This is a genomic window from uncultured Maritalea sp. (assembly GCF_937139385.1).
Lineage (GTDB): Bacteria > Pseudomonadota > Alphaproteobacteria > Rhizobiales > Devosiaceae > Maritalea > Maritalea porphyrae_A.
This window is the reverse complement of the sequence record NZ_CAKZPW010000154.1, coordinates 31,327-50,033: the sequence shown is the minus strand read 5'-3', so window position 1 is coordinate 50,033 and position 18,707 is coordinate 31,327. Positions and strand designations below refer to the sequence as shown.

The 18,707-nt window shown below is 49.8% G+C and carries 14 protein-coding genes; 12 read left to right on the top strand and 2 right to left on the bottom strand.

The annotated features are described in order from the left end of the window. Positions 1-1,090: tryptophanase (locus tag Q0231_RS06540; protein WP_299346564.1), on the bottom strand; the 1,090-nt coding region annotated here is incomplete at its 3' end. 311 nt (positions 1,091-1,401) lie between these two features. On the opposite strand from Q0231_RS06540, the gene Q0231_RS06535 reads away from it, so the two are divergent. Beyond that, on the top strand, positions 1,402-1,794 hold the full coding sequence (locus tag Q0231_RS06535) for a DUF2513 domain-containing protein (protein ID WP_299346561.1): 393 nt from the start codon (positions 1,402-1,404) through the stop codon (positions 1,792-1,794). Positions 1,795-1,983: 189 nt separating this feature from the next. Then, positions 1,984-2,523 (top strand): OsmC family protein, encoded by a 540-nt coding sequence (locus Q0231_RS06530; protein ID WP_269392200.1) that lies wholly within the window; start codon positions 1,984-1,986, stop codon positions 2,521-2,523. Between the two features lie 75 nt (positions 2,524-2,598). Here Q0231_RS06530 and Q0231_RS06525 read toward each other — a convergent pair whose 3' ends face one another. Beyond that, positions 2,599-6,072 (bottom strand): DUF4214 domain-containing protein, encoded by a 3,474-nt coding sequence (locus Q0231_RS06525; protein WP_299346558.1) that lies wholly within the window; start codon positions 6,070-6,072, stop codon positions 2,599-2,601. Positions 6,073-6,321: 249 nt separating this feature from the next. Between Q0231_RS06525 and Q0231_RS06520 the strand changes: the two genes are divergently transcribed. The 10 genes from Q0231_RS06520 (at position 6,322) to Q0231_RS06475 (ending at position 18,702) form a co-directional block, all read left to right on the top strand. After that, on the top strand, positions 6,322-7,458 hold the full coding sequence (locus Q0231_RS06520) for a helix-turn-helix transcriptional regulator (RefSeq protein WP_299346555.1): 1,137 nt from the start codon (positions 6,322-6,324) through the stop codon (positions 7,456-7,458). A 474-nt stretch (positions 7,459-7,932) separates the two neighbouring features. After that, a complete protein-coding gene (locus tag Q0231_RS06515; protein WP_299346552.1) occupies positions 7,933-8,685 on the top strand; it encodes a LuxR C-terminal-related transcriptional regulator in 753 nt (250 codons plus the stop codon). A 63-nt stretch (positions 8,686-8,748) separates the two neighbouring features. Beyond that, positions 8,749-9,441, top strand: coding sequence for a gamma-glutamyl-gamma-aminobutyrate hydrolase family protein (locus Q0231_RS06510; protein ID WP_299346549.1), 693 nt, complete (start codon positions 8,749-8,751; stop codon positions 9,439-9,441). Positions 9,442-9,636: 195 nt separating this feature from the next. Further along, complete coding sequence (locus tag Q0231_RS06505) at positions 9,637-11,595, top strand: beta-galactosidase (protein WP_299346546.1); 1,959 nt, start codon at positions 9,637-9,639, stop codon at positions 11,593-11,595. A 188-nt stretch (positions 11,596-11,783) separates the two neighbouring features. Further along, the gene (locus Q0231_RS06500; protein ID WP_299346543.1) at positions 11,784-12,953 is read left to right on the top strand and encodes an ABC transporter ATP-binding protein; all 1,170 of its coding nucleotides are present in this window, start codon (positions 11,784-11,786) and stop codon (positions 12,951-12,953) included. Further along, entirely contained in the window at positions 12,950-14,179 is a 1,230-nt protein-coding gene (locus tag Q0231_RS06495) for a sugar ABC transporter substrate-binding protein (RefSeq protein ID WP_299346540.1), read from the top strand. Before Q0231_RS06500 ends, Q0231_RS06495 begins: the two co-directional genes overlap by 4 nt. A gap of 24 nt (positions 14,180-14,203) precedes the next feature. After that, entirely contained in the window at positions 14,204-15,139 is a 936-nt protein-coding gene (locus Q0231_RS06490; RefSeq protein ID WP_269392192.1) for a sugar ABC transporter permease, read from the top strand. Then, complete coding sequence (locus Q0231_RS06485; RefSeq protein WP_299346536.1) at positions 15,132-15,944, top strand: carbohydrate ABC transporter permease; 813 nt, start codon at positions 15,132-15,134, stop codon at positions 15,942-15,944. Before Q0231_RS06490 ends, Q0231_RS06485 begins: the two co-directional genes overlap by 8 nt. Before the next feature lie 3 nt (positions 15,945-15,947). Beyond that, complete coding sequence (locus Q0231_RS06480) at positions 15,948-17,657, top strand: trehalase family glycosidase (protein WP_299346534.1); 1,710 nt, start codon at positions 15,948-15,950, stop codon at positions 17,655-17,657. Positions 17,658-17,670: 13 nt separating this feature from the next. After that, positions 17,671-18,702: a LacI family DNA-binding transcriptional regulator gene (locus tag Q0231_RS06475; protein ID WP_269392189.1), complete on the top strand. Its 1,032-nt coding sequence runs from the start codon at positions 17,671-17,673 to the stop codon at positions 18,700-18,702. Positions 18,703-18,707: the final 5 nt, after the last annotated feature.

Sequence of the window (18,707 nt, the reverse complement as noted above, 5' to 3'; positions counted from 1 at the left end):
GAATGTGCGGCAGAATGGCCCGCGCATCAAGAAACACCGCGTGCCCGCCAATCGGTTTGACAATCGGCACACCGCGGTCAATCAAGCGATTGCCCAAATATTCAACCTGGCCCACACGGGCCCGCATATGCGCATCTTGCAAGCTCTCTGTGATGCCGATGGCCAAAGCTTCCATGTCGCGGCCCGCCATACCGCCATATGTGTGCAAACCTTCGTAAACAACAACCAAGTTGCAGGCTTCTTCATAGAACTTCTCGCTGTTCATCGCCAAGAAACCGCCAATGTTTACCATCGCGTCTTTCTTTGAAGACATGGTGGCCGCATCGGTCAGTGAGCAGATTTCATGCACGATTTCAGCAATTGATTTTTCGCGATATCCGTCTTCACGCTGCTGGATGAAATACGCGTTTTCGGCAACGCGGGTCATATCATGCACAACCATAATGTCATGCTTGTCACACCATGTGCGCAATGCCTTCATATTGGCGATAGATATAGGCTGTCCGCCTGCCATGTTCACCGCTGTAGCAACACACACATAAGGGATTTTGTCGGCACCAACTTCGGCCACCAATTTGTCCAATTTTGCGATGTCCACATTGCCCTTAAACGGATGCGTGGACGCAGGGTCGTGCGCTTCGTCAATAATCACATCTACAAATTTTCCGCCTGCCAATTCTTGGTGCAACCGCGTGGTGGTGAAATACATATTGCCCGGCACATAATCACCCGGCTTGATCAATATTTGCGACAAGATGTTTTCCGCGCCGCGCCCTTGGTGCGTCGGCACCACATATTTATACGAATAGTATTTTTGTACCGTCGCTTCCAGATGATAAAAATTGGCGCTGCCCGCATAAGCTTCGTCGCCCATCATCATGCCCGCCCACTGGCGGTCAGACATGGCACCAACGCCACTATCTGTCAGCAAATCGATGTAAACATCTTCCGACTTCAGCAAAAACGTATTGTAACCCGCCTCAACGATTGCCTTTTCGCGGTCTTCCTTGGTGGTGACCTTCAAAAGCTCCACCATTTTGATCTTAAACGGCTCGGCCCAAACTTCGTTGGTTGATGAGTGATGTGTCATGTGTATCTCCACGTATCAATTGTTACATTGAGCCCGTGGGTGTTTTCGCTGAGGGGATTTTGGGATTCCACCTTTACCCTCAAGAGACAACCACGAGCTAACCCGTGGCATTTCATCCCTTGATCGCCTCTAGATTTATGGGCGAGAGCAAGTGGCCATAAATCGAAGATGAGTAAATTATTGATATTTGTCAATTCTCGTTAGGTAGGTGAGGTGGTTTGTCGCGGGGGTGGCACTTGATCCACCGCAAAGCACTCCTACGCAAAATTCCCTATCCTTAACCCCGTTAGGGCAAAAGGAGTGGGTGATTTATGAAGCGGAATATGGATCTTGTGCGGACCATTTTGATTGCGATTGAGAACTCTGTGGACGATGAGCCGGGCACCATCCATTTGCCCCATAAAGACTATGATGACGTCACGATTTTTCAGCACGTGCGCATGATGCATGAGGGCAATTTGATCCACGCGATTGAAGGCCATGGGTTTGACAATTCAGCGCCTTGGTATCCCCATTCGCTCACCTGGCATGGCCATGATTTTCTGGATGCGGTGCGTGATGATGCGATCTGGGCGCGGGTGCGTTTGCGTGAGCAAGAAAGTGGCCACACATTGCCGCTTGAAGCGCTCTTTCGATTGGCGTTACACGAAATCAACGAGAAGTTGAAACTAATCCCTGCGGGCAATGCGATTTCCGCTGATTAGAAAATGAACCTTGCCTTCACAAAGTAGAGAAGGGGCGCGGTTTGTTGAAACCGGCCCTCACATCTGCTTGAGATGGCGGGACGAAGCCCTTCACAACATGCTCTGTGCGTGGTGCAGCACGCCTGCGCTTTGCTTAAACGCAGCGCTGGTGCGCCAATTCATGTTCAAAGCGAGTTTGAAGGGAATATCATGCTCAATAATATCGACCTAGAGGGTCTTGAGGGCGCAAAAGCCGCCATCAGCGAAACCCCATCAGCCGGCATCGCCACCTATGGCGTAAATCTCAATTGGCAGTCTGGCGTGCGCGCCAATGTCACCACATTGCCCATGAATGTGGGCGGTGAAGAAATCCCGCGCGATTTTTCTTGGGTTGTGGATGAGCCACCAGCATTGCTAGGGGAAAGCAAAGGCCCAACACCACAAGAATTCCTAATGTCGGGCGTTGGTGCCTGCATCATGGTTGGTTTTGTGGTGCACGCCTCAATCAAACAAATCGAAATCAAAAGCCTGAACGTTAAAGTGACAGGCGGCTTGGATTTGGCTGGCTTTTTGAACCTGCGCGACGACGCAAAAGTGGAAATGTCTGGCATTCAATATGAAATCCATATTGATTCAGATGCTTCGCTTGAAGACTTGGCCGAAATTGAGCGCAGCGCCGTTGATTTTAGCCCCAACGCCATGACCGTTTCACGCGGCATCCCATTAACCGGTAAAGTTTGCCCGGTATAATTCAGTATCGCATATAAAAGCCCGCGCTCCTTCTCGCCGAGGGAGCGCGGGCGTGTTGGTCTGGCCCTAGGGAGACTAGATAATAGCGAAGTCCGCGACCTGGCTATCAAATAGCACAAGCGAAGCGACGGTGCCGCTCACCTGTAGCTGGGCGTCCAGACCCGCACCCAAACCGGACACATCCAGCTTAAAATCGCCCCCAACTTCAAACGATGTGGCGTTGAACAGCTCAAAGCTATCCCCAGCAGCACCGGCAAAGCCATTTTCAAAAGCGATATTTAACTCACCCTTTAGTGTCGAACTGCCCGTGGTCACCAACTTATCGTGCGACGTTGTACTTGCGATCTGCAGATCAATCTCGCCGCCATTTTGGTTGAGGGCACCGTTCAAATTGACGGTCTCAATGGCCGCAGAAACGATGAAGTTGCCGTTCTCCATGCTAAGATCGCTGTTCACTTTGGCTGAACCGTCAATAGTGAGTATTGTACCGTTATGTTCATCTAGGTAGATACCGTCCAAAATTTGACCGCCAGCTGATTGGTAGCTCCCTAGGTTGTTAATCGTGGCACCGTTGGTAAAATTGACGATCGCTTCGCTATCGCCTTGATAACTACCAACGACCATTGAACCACCATAGTTGAACGTCGTGCCCTCGCCACTGACAGTTAGCGAACCACTGCCACCTTTTTCACCCGCAATCCAGATCAAGCCGTTCTCAGTGTTGGTGAAGCTCGCACCATCGGTGATTTCAACAACCGCTTTTCCGGCGCGGCCAATTTCAAGGCGACCATTTTCGCTGTCTGGTTGATCCGGGAGATTACGCGGATTGTCATTTTTCAGCGTGACAGATGTGCCTGCACCCGAAATTTTCATCGTAGCGTTTGAGCTTTCTTGTCTTGCCAGGATAATACTAGGGCTTCCGCTGTTCATGGCGTCGAGAACAATGCTCGCTCCGTTTGTCATGGTCAGTGTGCCAACGGAGTTTTCGCCATTTGCAAACTCTAGTTTCGCCTTACCGTCGTTAACAATGCTAACGCTTGATCCAGGACCATCAATAGTTAGATTGCCTTCGCCACCTTTTAAATCAAAGTTCTCGGCAGCATCGCCAAACACAGCAGCTTCACCAAACACAATGGAACCACCATCCGTAACATTCACGTTGGCTACAGCATCTTTGGACACACCAAAGTAGCTCGTGTTGCTGGCAGACTCAATTTTTGAACCAGCACCTGAAACGTTGATGTTAACAAGCGCGCTTTCGGTCCCAACATCCACGCCTTCTTTGTTTTCCCAGCGGGTTGCCGCATCAATATGTGCGCCAAGTTTTAGAACGCCGCCGTTTGTGATGTTGAGGTTGGCAGTTGATGCTGCATTGGCAATGCCAAAACCCGAGCCCCCGTCATCATAGATGTCACCAAATGCAAAGTTGACGAGATCAAGGCGGTTCTCCAATTCAATCATGCCGCCGTTGGAGATGTTGATTGTTGCACTCGAGCCAGAAAACTTTGCCGCGGTCAACTCAGTTAGGTTCAACATGCCATTGTCTAAAACAGTAATTGTAGAGGCACCGCCCTCCCGACCCGCTTCGATTTGCTGCAGGTCGACTTGGGCACCGTTTGACACCGTGAGCGTGCCGACTGCGTTCTGTCCGCTGCCAAAATTCATTGATTTATTGCTATCTTCAATGAATTGGACTGTTGAGCCAGTGCCTGAGACCGTTAGATTGCCTTCGCCGCCAAACTGATCGTGCTTGTCTGAGTTTTGACCAAAGTTTGCACCTTGTCCAAGTATCGCCTTGGCACCGTCCAATACTTTGACGTTTGCAACGCCGTTCTTCGATAGTCCGAAGTTCGACCAATCGGATTTAGATTCGAGCAAGGAACCTTGGCCGCTCACGGTCAGGTTCACTTCCGCGCTCTCATTTCCAGCCACAATGCCTTCGTCCAACTCCCATCGCGCCGCTGCATTGATGTGCCCAGCAACAGATACGACGCCGCCGTCAGCAATTGTGAAATCGACCTTGGTTGCACCATCGGGGACACTGAGCGAGATACCTTCATCATCGGCATACCCATTGTTGAATTGCCCGATTGATAGATTATCGCTCAATTCAATCTTGGCACCTCTAAGGACATCTACCGTAGCAGTGGACCCAGAACCATTTGCAACGTCCAAGCGTTCTGCAATGATTTTCGCGCCATCGGTTAGCTTGATGCTGGCGCTGCCGCCCATTCCACCAGCGTCCACCCGCTCAGTTTGAATGGTTGCACCATCATCCGCAAAGATGCTGCCAACAGCGCCTTTGTCCAGTGCAAACTTTATCCGGCCCGCCTCAACTGAAGACGTTGCGCCGCGAACTTCAAGTGCGCCTTTGCCCCCGATGTCTGGATTGTAGTCAGTCGAGCGCGCAAAACGGAAGTCATTCGCAACATCCAACTTGCCACCACTTCGAATGTCAAATGTGACATCGCCGCCAGAACCGCCTGCTCTGACTTGATCATCAATATCCAGCAAGGATCCTTCACCATGGATGAGAATATCGACTTTGGATGTTGCGGTTTTGTCGCCGCCATCGTCTTCCCCATCGTCTGCAAATTTTGCGGTTTCGCCGATAAAGACCTTACCGCCGCCAAGAATGTTGAGTTCGGCAGTTGATGCGCCGCCCGCTGTTCCAGCGTCGTCTTCGGTCCTCAAGAGGCCAAATTTCACACCTTTGCCAAATGTCAGTGTGGCGCCGTCGGCAACGTTGACTGTTGAGTGATCACCAGAAAATCGGCCAAAATCGGAGCGATCATCATCGTTAAATGTTGCTTTGAAGTTTGCGGAAGACCCATCCCCACGTACTGTGAGTTCAGATTTGGCGCCGCCCAGTGCAAGAATACCAGACATCTCAAAATCGGCGCCATTTGTCACCAATATGCTTTCTGGTTGTTCACCCGGTTGGTTGTTGGTGAATTTGTTGCCATCATAGAGCAGGGTGCCATCTTCAATGTCACCCAGATCACTACCGTTGAAAACCGTTGTCGCGCCGCTTGCGCCGTCCGCGATTTTGCCAAGTGCCATCTTAACCGACGCATCCGTGTGGTTTACATCCGACATCACATCTTTTGCATCGGCAATGACGTTTGGATTGTCCTTACCGGTCTCAGCGTCCTTAAAGGCTATGCCCACACTCACTTTTTGCTCGAGCATGGTTTTGTCGTTGCCATCTTCTGTATTGCGGGCACCGTTAATCACCGCAAGAATGAATGAGCCAATGGGGTAACCGCCTTCCAACTGGCCCGTCCAATATTCCAGCCCTTCAGGGTCTGGTGCGCGGTTGAAAAGGTTCTGATAGATCTTGGCGATAAATGCTTGGGCATCATTCGCGTCTTGATCAGCAAGATATGGATAGTTTGCCTTCGATTCTTCCTGCACAGAGAACGATTGCGCGATTTGTGACGCACTCATCCCACTTCCAAGTTGACCTTCCCAATACTCTAACCCTACTGGATCAGGTGCGCGATTGTAGTATCCAACATATAGTTTTGTAAGTAATTCTACGGACATATTTGCCTCCCTAGGTATTAAAAGTAAAATCAAACTTGCCACTCACTTGCTCAGAACACTCGCGGGTGCGACCTGAGGTTGTGTGGCAAAAGTCATGTAGGCAGCCGTTTTTATTCAGTTCACACGTGAAGCGATCGCCGAGAACAAAGCAAAACAGCCATAAAGAGAGGATTGCGCATCTATTGCATTTGCGCATGATCCAGTTAGACTATGGATTAAGGATTTTTCAATTATTTGTAGATTGGTTAAATGAAATTCGAAGCGCCTTTAACTATTCATCAGTTCTCGCAAGTAACTGAAGTATTGTTTCAGGCGGCGTTGGATAGTTCAAAGTGGCAAGAATTCATCGCGGCATTGTCAAAACACACCGGTGATTTAAAGACCCATATGTTTGGATTTGATACGCAATCGAACCTCACGCTAAATATGATCGGTCATGGCTACTCCGATGAAGCGATCGATATCTATTTAAAACACTTCTACAAAAGAAACGCGTGGGCGCCTGGATTTGCAAAGGCCAATGAAGGTGAAGTTGTCCATTCTCAAGATATGATGCGACTTGAAGCGCTGGAGCGAACTGAGTTCTACAATGACTGGGTTAAGCCGCAAGAAGATGTATGCGCTGGCGGTGGTGTAATGCTGTTCAAGAGCGGCAGCAGAACCATCATGCTTGGTGGCAATATCCGGCGCAAAGATACGGAAAAACTCGAAGCCAAATGGTTGAATGCTTTGAGAATTTTACAGCCTCATATTCGTCACGCATTTGAATTCAATCGCATTGTTGCAGACCAAAGCCTATCAGATATTGGCACAACGGGCCCTTCGCTCGGTCCACACAAATCTGCAATCTTCATTATCGACGAAAACGCTAATCTTGGATACGCAAACACAAAAGGTGAGCAACTGCTGAACGGGGGTGGGCCTGTTCGTTGGTCTATGAGCAGCCGCTTCAGGTTCAATGCGATAGATCTGAATATAGCGCTTTGTTGCGCGCTGGACAGCATGCGACGACGAGATCATAATATATCTCAGCACCAAACATCATTTGACCCAACAATCGGCGGATTTGAGATGCGCATCATGCGCATTTCGCCGTCGAATCCGCTCTTGCCATTTCCATTTACTTTAAACAGTCCACATCTGCTCGTTGCGCTGTCGCCGCTGCGCTCCGAGGCGCAAAACGACGCGGTGTTACGCCACAAACATCACCTTTCGGCGGCTGAGGTGTCGGTTGTGTGCGCCTTTTGTGCTGGCAGCACTCTGCGAGAAATCTCAGATGGTCGGCGAGTAAGCATCTATACGGTGCGCAATCAGATTAAATCGGCGATGTCCAAACTCGGTGTCAAAAGTCAGCTTCAGTTGGTTTGCAAACTGCGAGATCTGTGAACGTTGGTAGGAAGGCTAAATGAAGACCTGGAGAAAATTAAATAGAACCAAAGTGAACAAGTTTGGCGATCTCAACGTCAGTTTCATTAGGCTTTGTCACTTATGGCGATGAACTTAAATCAATTTTCAGAACTTACCAACGTAGTCTATCAGGCAACACTCGATCATTCGAAATGGTCTGAGTTCGTTTCGAAACTTTCCTATATTACCGGCGTATCTCAATCCTATATGATTGCCGTAGGCCATGAAACACAGGTGCCATTTTCCCCAGTTACACCCAACTTAGCGCCAGAGTTTTTTGATAACTACAATGAACACTACTGCCGCCATGATTTATGGATTTCTTCAATGCCTACCCTGGCAATGGGCAGAGTTTGGGAGTCTGATGATGTGCTAGGACGTCGAAGAGTAGAGCAGTCCATGTTTTACAACGAGTGGTTGAGGCCCCAAGAGGACATACTGAAGGGACTCGCTATGGTTGTCGCCAGAAATTCTGCCCGAGCAGTTGTTCTGGGCGCAAACATTCGTCGCATCGACAAAGATCAAGTCAATGATAACTGGGTTGATACAGTTAAAGCCTTGGCGCCGCACATTCGCCAAGCCTTTTCAATGTCCACCATTGTTGGTCAAGACAAGTTCGATAGGCTCGCCGGAATGCAAGGACAAGCCAGAAAAGGCGTTTCAGCAGTTCTTGTTGTGAGCGCTCAGGCAAACCTTATCTATGCCAATGAAACAGCGCATGGCTTTCTTGATGACAATAAGATTATCGCCACTGGCCTGGGCGGCGCAGATCGGTTTGTTGATGTTAATTGTGCGTTGCAGTTCCGCACAGCCCTTGAGGGGCTTAAAGAAAACGCGCCCAATGTTTCACGAATATGTTTGGACGTTGATGTGGCGCTTGGGCCGTACGAGGTGCGTATGGCAAAGCTGGACCCATTTGATCCGCCAATTCCATTTTCAATTTCGATTGGCGAGCCTGCGCTGTTGGTAACGATTGGTCGGCAGTTACCCAATGACAATGCGCTCGCGAATCTTCAGTCCAAGTTTTCGCTAACATTTGCTGAGGCAGCAGTCATTGATGGCTTTTCCGCAGGAAAACCGTTGCGTGCAATCTCGGAAGAAAAGCAAGTCAGCATTCACACGGTGCGCAACCAAATGAAGGCGGCGATGGCGAAGTTGGGGGTAAGGAGCCAAATTGAACTCATGGCGTTTCTACAGCGCTTGTAATCAAGTGCGTTTAGCCACACCATTGACAAAATGGCGCTTAAAAGAGGGAGCCGGGGCAACAAAATGACCAAACCGCATATTGCTGTACTGATGGATGAGAACACAAGTTCGGGCGGTAACCAATATGCGATGGGAAAAGGTTATTTTACGTCAATTGTGCGTGCTGGTGGCTTGCCGTTTGGTGTGCCATATGAGGTGCAAATTCTAGCAGATGTTATTGCCTTTTCGGATGGTCTGCTTTGTCCCGGTGGTCGTTTTGCCTATGCGGATACATGTTACGCTGGTGATTTAACGTCCAATTCGCCACCGTCAGGTCGGGTGGCGATTGAAAAGGCGCTGATCGAGGGCTTTTTGTCGCTTGATAAACCGGTGTTGGGCATTTGTGCGGGGATGCAGTTGCTTGGTTGTCTGAACGGCGCAAAGATGACGCCGGATTTATTGACGACGGAGCGGGGAGCAATGCCACACGATGAAGCGGGTCGCATGCACCCCGTTAGCATTTCAGCGGGCAGCAAGCTAAGTCAAATTGTTGGGGCATCGCAAATTGATGTGAATACATTTCATCGCGAAGCGCTCGTTAGCGTGACAGACAATATTGTCGTTTCTGCGCGCGCGCCAGATGGCATTATTGAAGCAATCGAACTCCCTGGCCACAAGTTTGCCGTCGGTGTGCAGTGGCACCCCGAAAAGCTTACAAATGACGCCTCAAATATTGCGTTATTTGATGAGTTTGTTCGCGCCTGTCGGTGCTTCTAACCCCTTTTTTCTACACTCATATTTCGTATCCTTTGCTCAAATCACGCATAATTTTCTTGGGCGTTTGATCATAAACACAACCGCACACAATAATATAAACGTTTATATTTTGTAGGTGTTGTGCGATAAAGTTTTAGAGAAAATGATTCCGCTGCCGTTGGAAAAGGTGGCGGTTAGTCTTTATTGGGTGTGTATATGTTGGAACTTGGTGTTTGCTATTATCCCGAACAATGGCCCGAAGAAATGTGGGCAGATGATGCGCGCAAAATGGTGTCGTTGGGACTGAGTTGGGTGCGTATTGCGGAATTCACCTGGTCATTGGTGGAGCCAGCTGAAGGCGAATTCAATTGGGAGTGGCTTGACCGTGCAGTCGACACGCTAGGGCAGGCGGGTCTGCAAGTTGTTATGTGTACGCCCACCGCAGCGCCACCAAAATGGCTGATCGATAAGCACCCAGAGATCTTGCCGGTCGACGAAAACGGCAATGTTCGCAAGTTTGGGGCGCGTCGGCACTATTGTTTCTCAAGTAAAATATATCGCGAGCATGCGGTGCGCATCGCCACAGATTTTGCAAGTCGTTACGGCGAAAACGAATATGTTTGCGCTTGGCAGATCGATAATGAGTATGGCGACCACAATACGATCTATAGCTATTCGAATAGTGCGCATTTGGCGTTCCAAGATTGGTTGCGCAATCGGTACCAAACCATCGATAAGTTGAACGAGGCTTGGGGTACATGTTTTTGGGGGATGGCCTATCGGTCATTCAATCAAATTGAGTTGCCAAACAACTTGGTGGAAGAGCCGAGCCCAACTCATCTCCTGGATTTCTATCGTTTTTCATCTGACCAAGTGGTGGGTTTTAATAAGGCGCAAGTCGATGTGCTGCGCGACCTGTCGCCGGGCAGGCCCATTACGCACAACTTCATGGGGCACAACACAGATTTTGATCACTACGCGGTTGGACAGGATATCGATTTTGCTTCTTGGGATAGTTACCCCATGGGGGCTTTGGTCTATTCGGGAATGGATGAGGATGAAAAGGCTGAGCGCCTGCGCACAGGCATTCCTGATCAGCCAGCCTTCAACAATGACTTATACCGCCAGGTGGGGCGCGGAAACGTGTGGATTATGGAGCAGCAGCCCGGCCCTGTGAATTGGGCGAAGCACAATCAATCGCCCCAGGATGGCATGGTAAGGCTTTGGACGTGGTTGGCTTTTGCGCATGGGGTAGATGTGGTCTGCTACTTCCGCTGGCGGCAATCAAAGTTCGCGCAAGAACAGTTCCATGCTGGACTATTGTTGCCAAATAATGAGCCAGATCAGGCATTTATTGAAGTCACCCAGGTGGCGCATGAAATTGCGAAATTGCCTGAAGTTGGCGCGCGGCAGCAAGCGCAAGTTGCGCTGGTTCTTGACTATCCCTCGCGATGGGCCGCCGATGCGTTGCCCCAGGGAGAAGACTATTCCAGCTCTCGTGTGGCGATGGACTGGTACGCGGCACTTTCACGGCAGCATATTGACGTGGATATCGTTGGTCCACATTCAGACCTTGATGGGTACAAATTGGTGGTGGTGCCAGACATGATTGTCGACGATCATGACTTTGTCGACAAGTTAGAAAAATGCGCCGCCAAGGTTTATTTGGGCGCCCGCACAGGCAGTAAATCTAAAGATATGCACATACCTGCGCATCTGCCGCCGGGTAGCTTTTCGCGCTTGCTTGACGTCAAAGTCACGCGCGTAGAATCGTTGCCGCCATATGGCCGTGACCGCGTAAAAATTGGTGATTTGTTGGGTAAGGTCACCAATTGGCGCGAGCAAATAGTGACCGGCGACAAGGTGCTAGCCACATTCCAATCGGACTTTCGAGATGGATCGCCTGCGCTCGTGGGCAGTGAGAAATGTTGGTATGGGGCGACCCATTTTAGCGCTGAGCTGCTCGATGCCCTTGTGACCAAGTTGGTCGGGTGGGCAGGTGTGGCGGCAAGTTCAAAAACATCATCGAATTTAAGGATCACTCGACGGGGGAATCTGATGTTTGCCTTCAATTTTGCCAACCAGGCGGCACAGCTTGACGTGCCAAAAAACACGCAGTTTTTTGTCGGTGGGCATGAACTTGCACCATATGACGTAGCAATCTGGTCAGCATAGCGAGCGTGTTGGCCACGCTTTCCCGCTTATATCACTCGGCTCGTATGTGCGTTGAGGGGGTGACAGAACATCATGCGAATTGAGCACCAATCAATGTAAAGAAATTCTAAAAGAAATTGAATGAGGACTTTACTTGAAAAGTTAAACGTTTATATTTCTGGCAATGCCTTAAGGGAAGAGGGTGATAAATGGCTGGCGTGCAAATAAATCAGCTCCACAAGAAATTTGGTGATGTACCCGTGCTTAAGGGTGTGGATCTGGAAATTGCAGACGGAGAGTTTGTAAGCTTTTTGGGGCCATCCGGTTGTGGCAAAACCACCCTGTTGCGTTCGATCGCAGGGCTAGAACGAATTGATGCGGGTGCCGTAACCCTTGGGGCGCGTGACATCACCACGTTGCAGCCAGCTAAACGCGATATTGCGATGGTTTTTCAAAACTATGCGCTCTACCCGCACATGAGTGTCTATAAGAATTTGTCATTTGGCTTGTCGCTTAATGGTGTCCCAAGGCGCGAAATTGAAGAGCGGGTGCAAAATGCCGCGCGCATTCTGCAAATAACTGAGTTGCTGAAACGTCGCCCCAAACAGCTTTCAGGTGGTCAGCGCCAGCGTGTGGCCATTGGGCGAGCAATTGTGCGCGACCCCAAGTTGTTTTTGCTAGATGAGCCGCTTTCCAATTTGGATGCGGGCCTGCGGGTGACCATGCGTGTTGAGCTGGCAAACCTGCATAAGCGGCTTGGTGTGACCATGATCTATGTGACCCACGACCAAGTGGAGGCGATGACGCTGTCCAACCGTGTTGTGGTTTTGGACAAAGGTAAAGTCGCTCAATTCGGAACCCCGCTAGAATTGTTCTATGCACCAGAAAACTTGTTTGTTGCAGGTTTTATTGGTTCACCAAAAATGAACTTCCTCAAAGTTGATGCTCGAACGGTCGGTGCGCGGCAAATCGAGATTAGCGGTCAATCCTTAGGTTTGCCCATTACAGTGGAAATGCGCAGCGAGCTCAAAGAGCCCTCTGCCGGACAACACACTCTTGGGGTTCGTCCTGACAATATCGAATTCGTCAGTGAAGCAGATGCGCACGTTCACGGACAGGTTGTTTTGGTTGAGCGTTTGGGGACAGAAAGCCAAGTGCATCTGACTTTAGATGACGGCCAGCAATTCACAGTTATCACCCGTGGCACCCACCCAGTGGTCGCCAATGACCGGGTGCATTTGAGGTTTCCTGCTCAGCATTGTCACATTTTCAATCCTGAAGGGGAGGCAATTCCGCGTGCTTTGGATGCGGAGACTCGATCACTCATTGATCGGCAAAAAGGGTCGCAACAAGCGACAGGAAGAGGAGAGGACCAATGAAGAATTTAAAAAAGCTGGCGCTCGCGTCAGCAGTTGCAGCGCTCACGATTGGCGGAACGGCCGTCGCAGAAGACGTGATCCGCTTTGCCACATGGAACGGCGAAGAGAATCTGGAAATCCAATATGAGATTGCGAAGCTGTTTGAAGCCGAAAATCCAGGGGTAAAGGTTCAAGTGGAATCTTATGCTGATGGATACGACAAAAAACTCATCGCAGCATTTGGCGCGGGCAGCCCGCCAGATGTCATGTATATGTGGAATTACCCCAAATATTACAAATCATTGTTGCCACTAGACGATTTGATGGCACGCGACGCGGAAGAAATGAACCTCAGCGACATTCCAGCAGCGTTGATAAACACCACCCGCATTGACGGAAAAGCTTATGGCATGCCTGCTGGGTTCACCACCCATGTTGTCTTTTACAACAAAGACATGTTTGCAGCTGCCGGCGTTGAAGAGCCAAAAGAAGGCTGGACCTGGGCCGACTTGCGCGAAAAAGCAGCTAAGTTCCGAGACAAAGAAGGCAAAACCTACGGTATTGCTGTGTCGGCAAAGCCTGATCCTTTCGATTTTGAACAATTCTTGTGGTCGAATGGCACACGATTTATTTCACAAGACGGTAAGACAATCGATGGTTTCATGAACAGTCCCGAAGCCGTTGAGGTTTTGGACATGTTCGCTGAAATGGCGAGAAATGAAGAAGCGGTTTTGGTCGGTGTTGGCGAAAATTCATCTTCATCTGCTTTGTTTAAAGGTGGCAAAATCGCCATGTTCCAGAGCGCCATGTGGTCCAAAGCTGGCATCGAAGCTGCTGGCATCAACTACGGGGTCGCGCACCTTCCATCCTTTGGCGATAAACCGGTTCACTCGTCTGTGCCTGCATCAGCAATGTCGGTAGCCAAGGACGGCAAGAATCTGGAACTCGCATGGAAATATGTGAAATTCTTCTCCTCACCAGCTGCGGTTAAATTGCGCACCAACGATTTGCCAATCCGCACAAGTGTTGCTGAAGAACTCAACATGACAAGCGATCCTGTTTTCAAGCCATTCTTTGACATTTTGGCGGTATCCGATCGCGAGACGAATGCGTTCTTGAAGCATGAAAATTGGGGCAAAATTCAAACCAACCTCGAGCGTGCAATCGAAGCGACAATGCTCGGAAAAGGTGATGCAAAGACCAATCTGGACGATGCTGTTGCCCGCTCTGCACGGCATCTAAACTAAGCCATTCCAAGGGGGAGTAATGATATGGGCACCAATCCCGATAGTGCAGCGCAGCGTTCTCGAACACTCGAAAAGCTGACTCCATATCTGTTTATTTCCCCTTGGATCCTGGGGTTCCTGGCCTTCACGCTGGGGCCCCTTCTTTTCTCGCTGGTCATGAGTTTTTACGACTGGCCAGTCGTTGGGGAACGTACCTTTATTGGTATTGAAAACTACGAGATCATGCTGACTCAGGACCCGCTTTTTTGGGACAGTCTTTGGGTTACAATTAAGTTCGGTCTGTTCTTTGTTCCCTTCAATATTATCTTGGGATTATTGCTGGCTGTTCTACTCAATCAACGAGTAATAGGCAGCGGTATTTTCCGCACAATTTTTTACTTACCAAGCGTTATTTCAGGCGTGGCATTGGTCACAATTTGGGCTTGGATTTATAGCCATGAATATGGAATTTTGAACTTCCTCCTAGGCCTTGCTGGGATAGAGGGGCCAAACTGGCTGGGGGACCCAAGTTGGTCACTCTTGGCTATCGTTGTGGCCTCTCTTTGGGGGCTGGGCGGCACCATGTTGATTTTGCTTACGGGGCTGCAATCAATCCCGAAAGAGCTTTATGAAGCGGCAAAAATATCTGGGGTGCCGGCGTGGGCGCGGCTGCTGTTCATCACCATCCCCATGCTGTCCCCCATGTTGTTGTTTACCTTCATCACCTCAATTATTGCCGCATTCCAGCAGCTGACAATTGCGCTGCTGCTCACTGGCGGTGGTCCGCTGGAAAGCACTTACTTCTTCGCCATGTATATCTATGACAACGCCTTCAAGCACTTTGAAATGGGGTTCGCTGCGGCAAACTCTTGGGTCATGTTCCTGATAATCTTGGCCCTATCATTGTTCGTGATGAAGTCGTCTTCTGCCTGGGTTTATTATGAGGGCGAAATGAAAAACAAGGAGAATGCAGATGGTTAGAGCCCTTACCTATGGCGTACTGATTTTTCTATCCGCCTTGTTCATCATGCCGTTCTACTGGACCTTTGTAACCGCTGTAAAAAGCATTCCCGAGCTATACCAATACCCCCCAGTGTTTTGGCCCAATGCGTTGCAATGGGAGAATTTTGCCACGGCCTGGTTTAAACAACCATTTGATATCTATCTTAAAAACTCGCTGATTGTGGTGGTCCTCTCAACATTTGGGCAATTGCTTTCAAGTTCGTTGGTGGCGTTCGGCTTTGCACGGTTTCATTTTAAGGGGCGCGATGCGATTTTCATCCTTTTGTTGTCCACCATGATGATCCCATGGGACGTAAAGATGATCCCGCTCTATATGGAGTTCAATATGCTTGGGTGGATCAACACGCTTAAGCCGCTCATTGTGCCAGCTTATTTTGCCGATGCGTTTTTTGTTTTCCTACTCCGCCAATATATCATGACAGTGCCGGTGGAGATTGATGAGGCCGCTCGAATGGATGGGGCTAATTCATGGCAGATTTATTGGCGCATTCATTTGCCCCTGATGATGCCTGCTTTGGTGCTGGTGGGTACGTTCCATTTCATGAACGCATGGAACGATTATTTGGGTCCGCTGATCTATTTAAATGATCAGTCCAAATATACGCTGACGCTTGGTCTATCCATGTTCAAAGGCTTGCACGAAACCGACATCACCTCAATCGCAGCGATCACTGTCATTCTGTGTATTCCACCTTTGATCCTGTTCTTCTTCGCCCAACGCTACATTATGAATGGGGCAATTGGTTCGTCTGTGAAAGGGTAAGGCATGGCGCTGTTTGATTTTGCAAAGGTTCCCTTTTCACGCCACCAAAGGTTTACCACGCTGTCGATGATAAGATCGGCCAATGATAGTGAGAAGCAATGTTTCTTGCGTTTTGTGGCTGGTGGTGATGAACGCCCCAGATTTGGCAATCTTTGCCGGCTTGAGTTCTTTGACGCAGAGGGAATTGCGCTCGATCCCCAATTTTCAGTTTCCCCTGGGGCCTTGGATGTTACGCTGATGCGAGGGGAAATTCAGATCGGCAAGGCCGCTTTTGCAATTGGCGAAGGTGAAGTGCTGTACCTTAAAGCAGAGTATGTTGAGGTTCGCTTTTGCTTGGAAGGATCGCGCTATGATTATGCGTTTAAGGCGCATGATGGTCGTGATTGTGTGGTGGCAGCCGGCGAAAACTTAAAACTGACGCCAGAGGCCTTTGAGGGCGCTGTGCGCGTGGATGGCCAATGGCGCACGGACCACGCCCAAAATGTAGCCATATGCTTTTCTGGAGAAAAACTTGAGGGGCGAATAATTCTGCATCGTCGGCTGTGTCCAGATATGCCAGCCAATAGCTTTGAAAAAACACGAGCCAGCGCAAAGCGGGAATTTGCGCGCTGGTGTGGCGCCGAGCAGATGGCGGAGGCAGCAAAGCTCGCTTCTTACCTACTTTGGGCAAATACCGTGCCCGCAGGCGGGCAACTCAGCGCCCCAGCGATCTATATGTCCAAAAACCGAATGATCAACATTTGGAGTTGGGACAATGCATTTTCAGCCATTGGCGTCGCCAAACGTCATCCCCAATTGGCATTCGATCAATTTGCCGTCATTTTCGACCAGCAAGACGACAGCGGATTATTGCCCGATTATGTGCATGATCAGGGGGCCTCTTTTGCCTTCACCAAGCCGCCCGTACATGGTTGGGCGATAGAGCACATCATGGGTGGAAACCCTGAAGCCTTCAACGAGGATCAGCTAGACTATTTGCGCGAAAAGCTTGAACGCCAGCTTTCCTATTGGCTGACCAACACACGAGCTGACAATACCCAATTGCCAAGCTACGCGCACGGCAATGACAGCGGGTGGGACAATGCTAGCTTTTTTGCGCAAGGTGGTCCCGTCGAAGGGCCTGATCTGCCAACGTTTTTGGCATTAACTGCGCGAACAATCAGCAAAATGCATCAGCAAAATGGTAACGATGCCGCCGCAAAAAACTTTCGATCGATTGAAGATCAGTTGATCGGTTTGTTGGTCGAAAAACTATGGAACGGTGAAACATTCACCGCGCGCAAACAAGCTGACCCGCATACGCCACTGCCGGGTGACAGTCTCATCCAATATATGCCGCTACTCCTGGGTGAAAAACTACCGAAGGAGATAGCAAATGCACTCCTTGCAAAACTTGAATCGTCAGGGATTTTGACGAATTGGGGGCCTGCCACCGAAAATCCATCAAGTGCGTTTTACACACCGGATGGCTATTGGCGCGGCCCGATCTGGGCCCCAACAACAATGCTGCTTTTTGACGGGTTGATGGCGCAAAATGCAACACGGCTTGCTTATAAGGTGGCAAACAGGTTCACTCACCTTTGTGAGACTTCCGGCATGGCTGAGAATTTTGACGCCATAGACGGAGCAGGGTTGCGCGACCCGGCATTTGCTTGGACCTCGGCTGTCTATTTGCGTTTACGCGAAATTTTAGCTAACCAGAACGGGTCCTGAATTGAGAGTTGATATGTCGCCTCGGCCAACCATTAAGACCATCGCCAAAGAAACTGGCCTGTCGACGGCAACCGTTTCAAAAGCCTTGAATGGCTCTGACCAAGTGCGTCCCGTCACACGAGACAAAATTCTTGATGTTGCAAAAAAGCTTGGGTTTGAACTCAACATCAGCGGCGTGCAACTGCGCACAGGTAAAACATATCAAATCGCCATGGTCACCATCATCGCGTCGCCTCAAGATGATGAATGGGGCGGCGTGGGATATACCCATCTGATCAGCGGCCTAAACCATGCCATTGAGCATTCGCCTTATCGTGTTGTGCAATATCAAGTGGGTAGTTTTCAAGAGAGCTTGGAAACCATCAAACGCATTGTGGTCAACCGCAAAGCGGATGGCATTATCATTTCGGGCACGCGACCCCAAGATGAACGCATCAAATATATGCAAGCCCAAGATTTTCCATTTGTGAGTTATGGAACAAGCGCCGTGTCGCAGCCGCATGCCTTCGTGGATACAGACAACAGCCGAATAATTGCAATCTGTGTGGATCGTTTGATCGCCAAAGGTCACAAACGCCTGGCCATGCTCGATGCTAACGCTGAGTTGATGTACGCCCAAGAACGTATGAACGCCTACAAAAAAGCATTAGAGCGCGCTGGCTTACCATTAGACCCTGCGTTGATGGCCAATGGTCGTTTAACGGCGGCATTTGGGCGGGAGCAATTGTTTGAAATGTCGACGCTGGACGAGCCGCCAACGGCCTATATTTGCGCAAACGAAGCAACGGCTCTCGGGGTGCTTTCTGGCTTTCATGTGCGCGGACTGGTGCACGGCAAAGACGCTGTGGTGATCGCAACCGACGATCTCAAAGTGTCGCAATATTTCACGCCCCCAATCACTACATGCTATTTGCCCATTTCAAAGCCCAGCGAAATGCTAGGTCGGTTTATGCTGCGGTTGCTCGACGGCGAGGCCCCTGAAAAACTGCAAAAACTGTTTGTGCCGGATCTTATTGAACGCAGCGCAGACGTTTTGACAAAATGAGATGC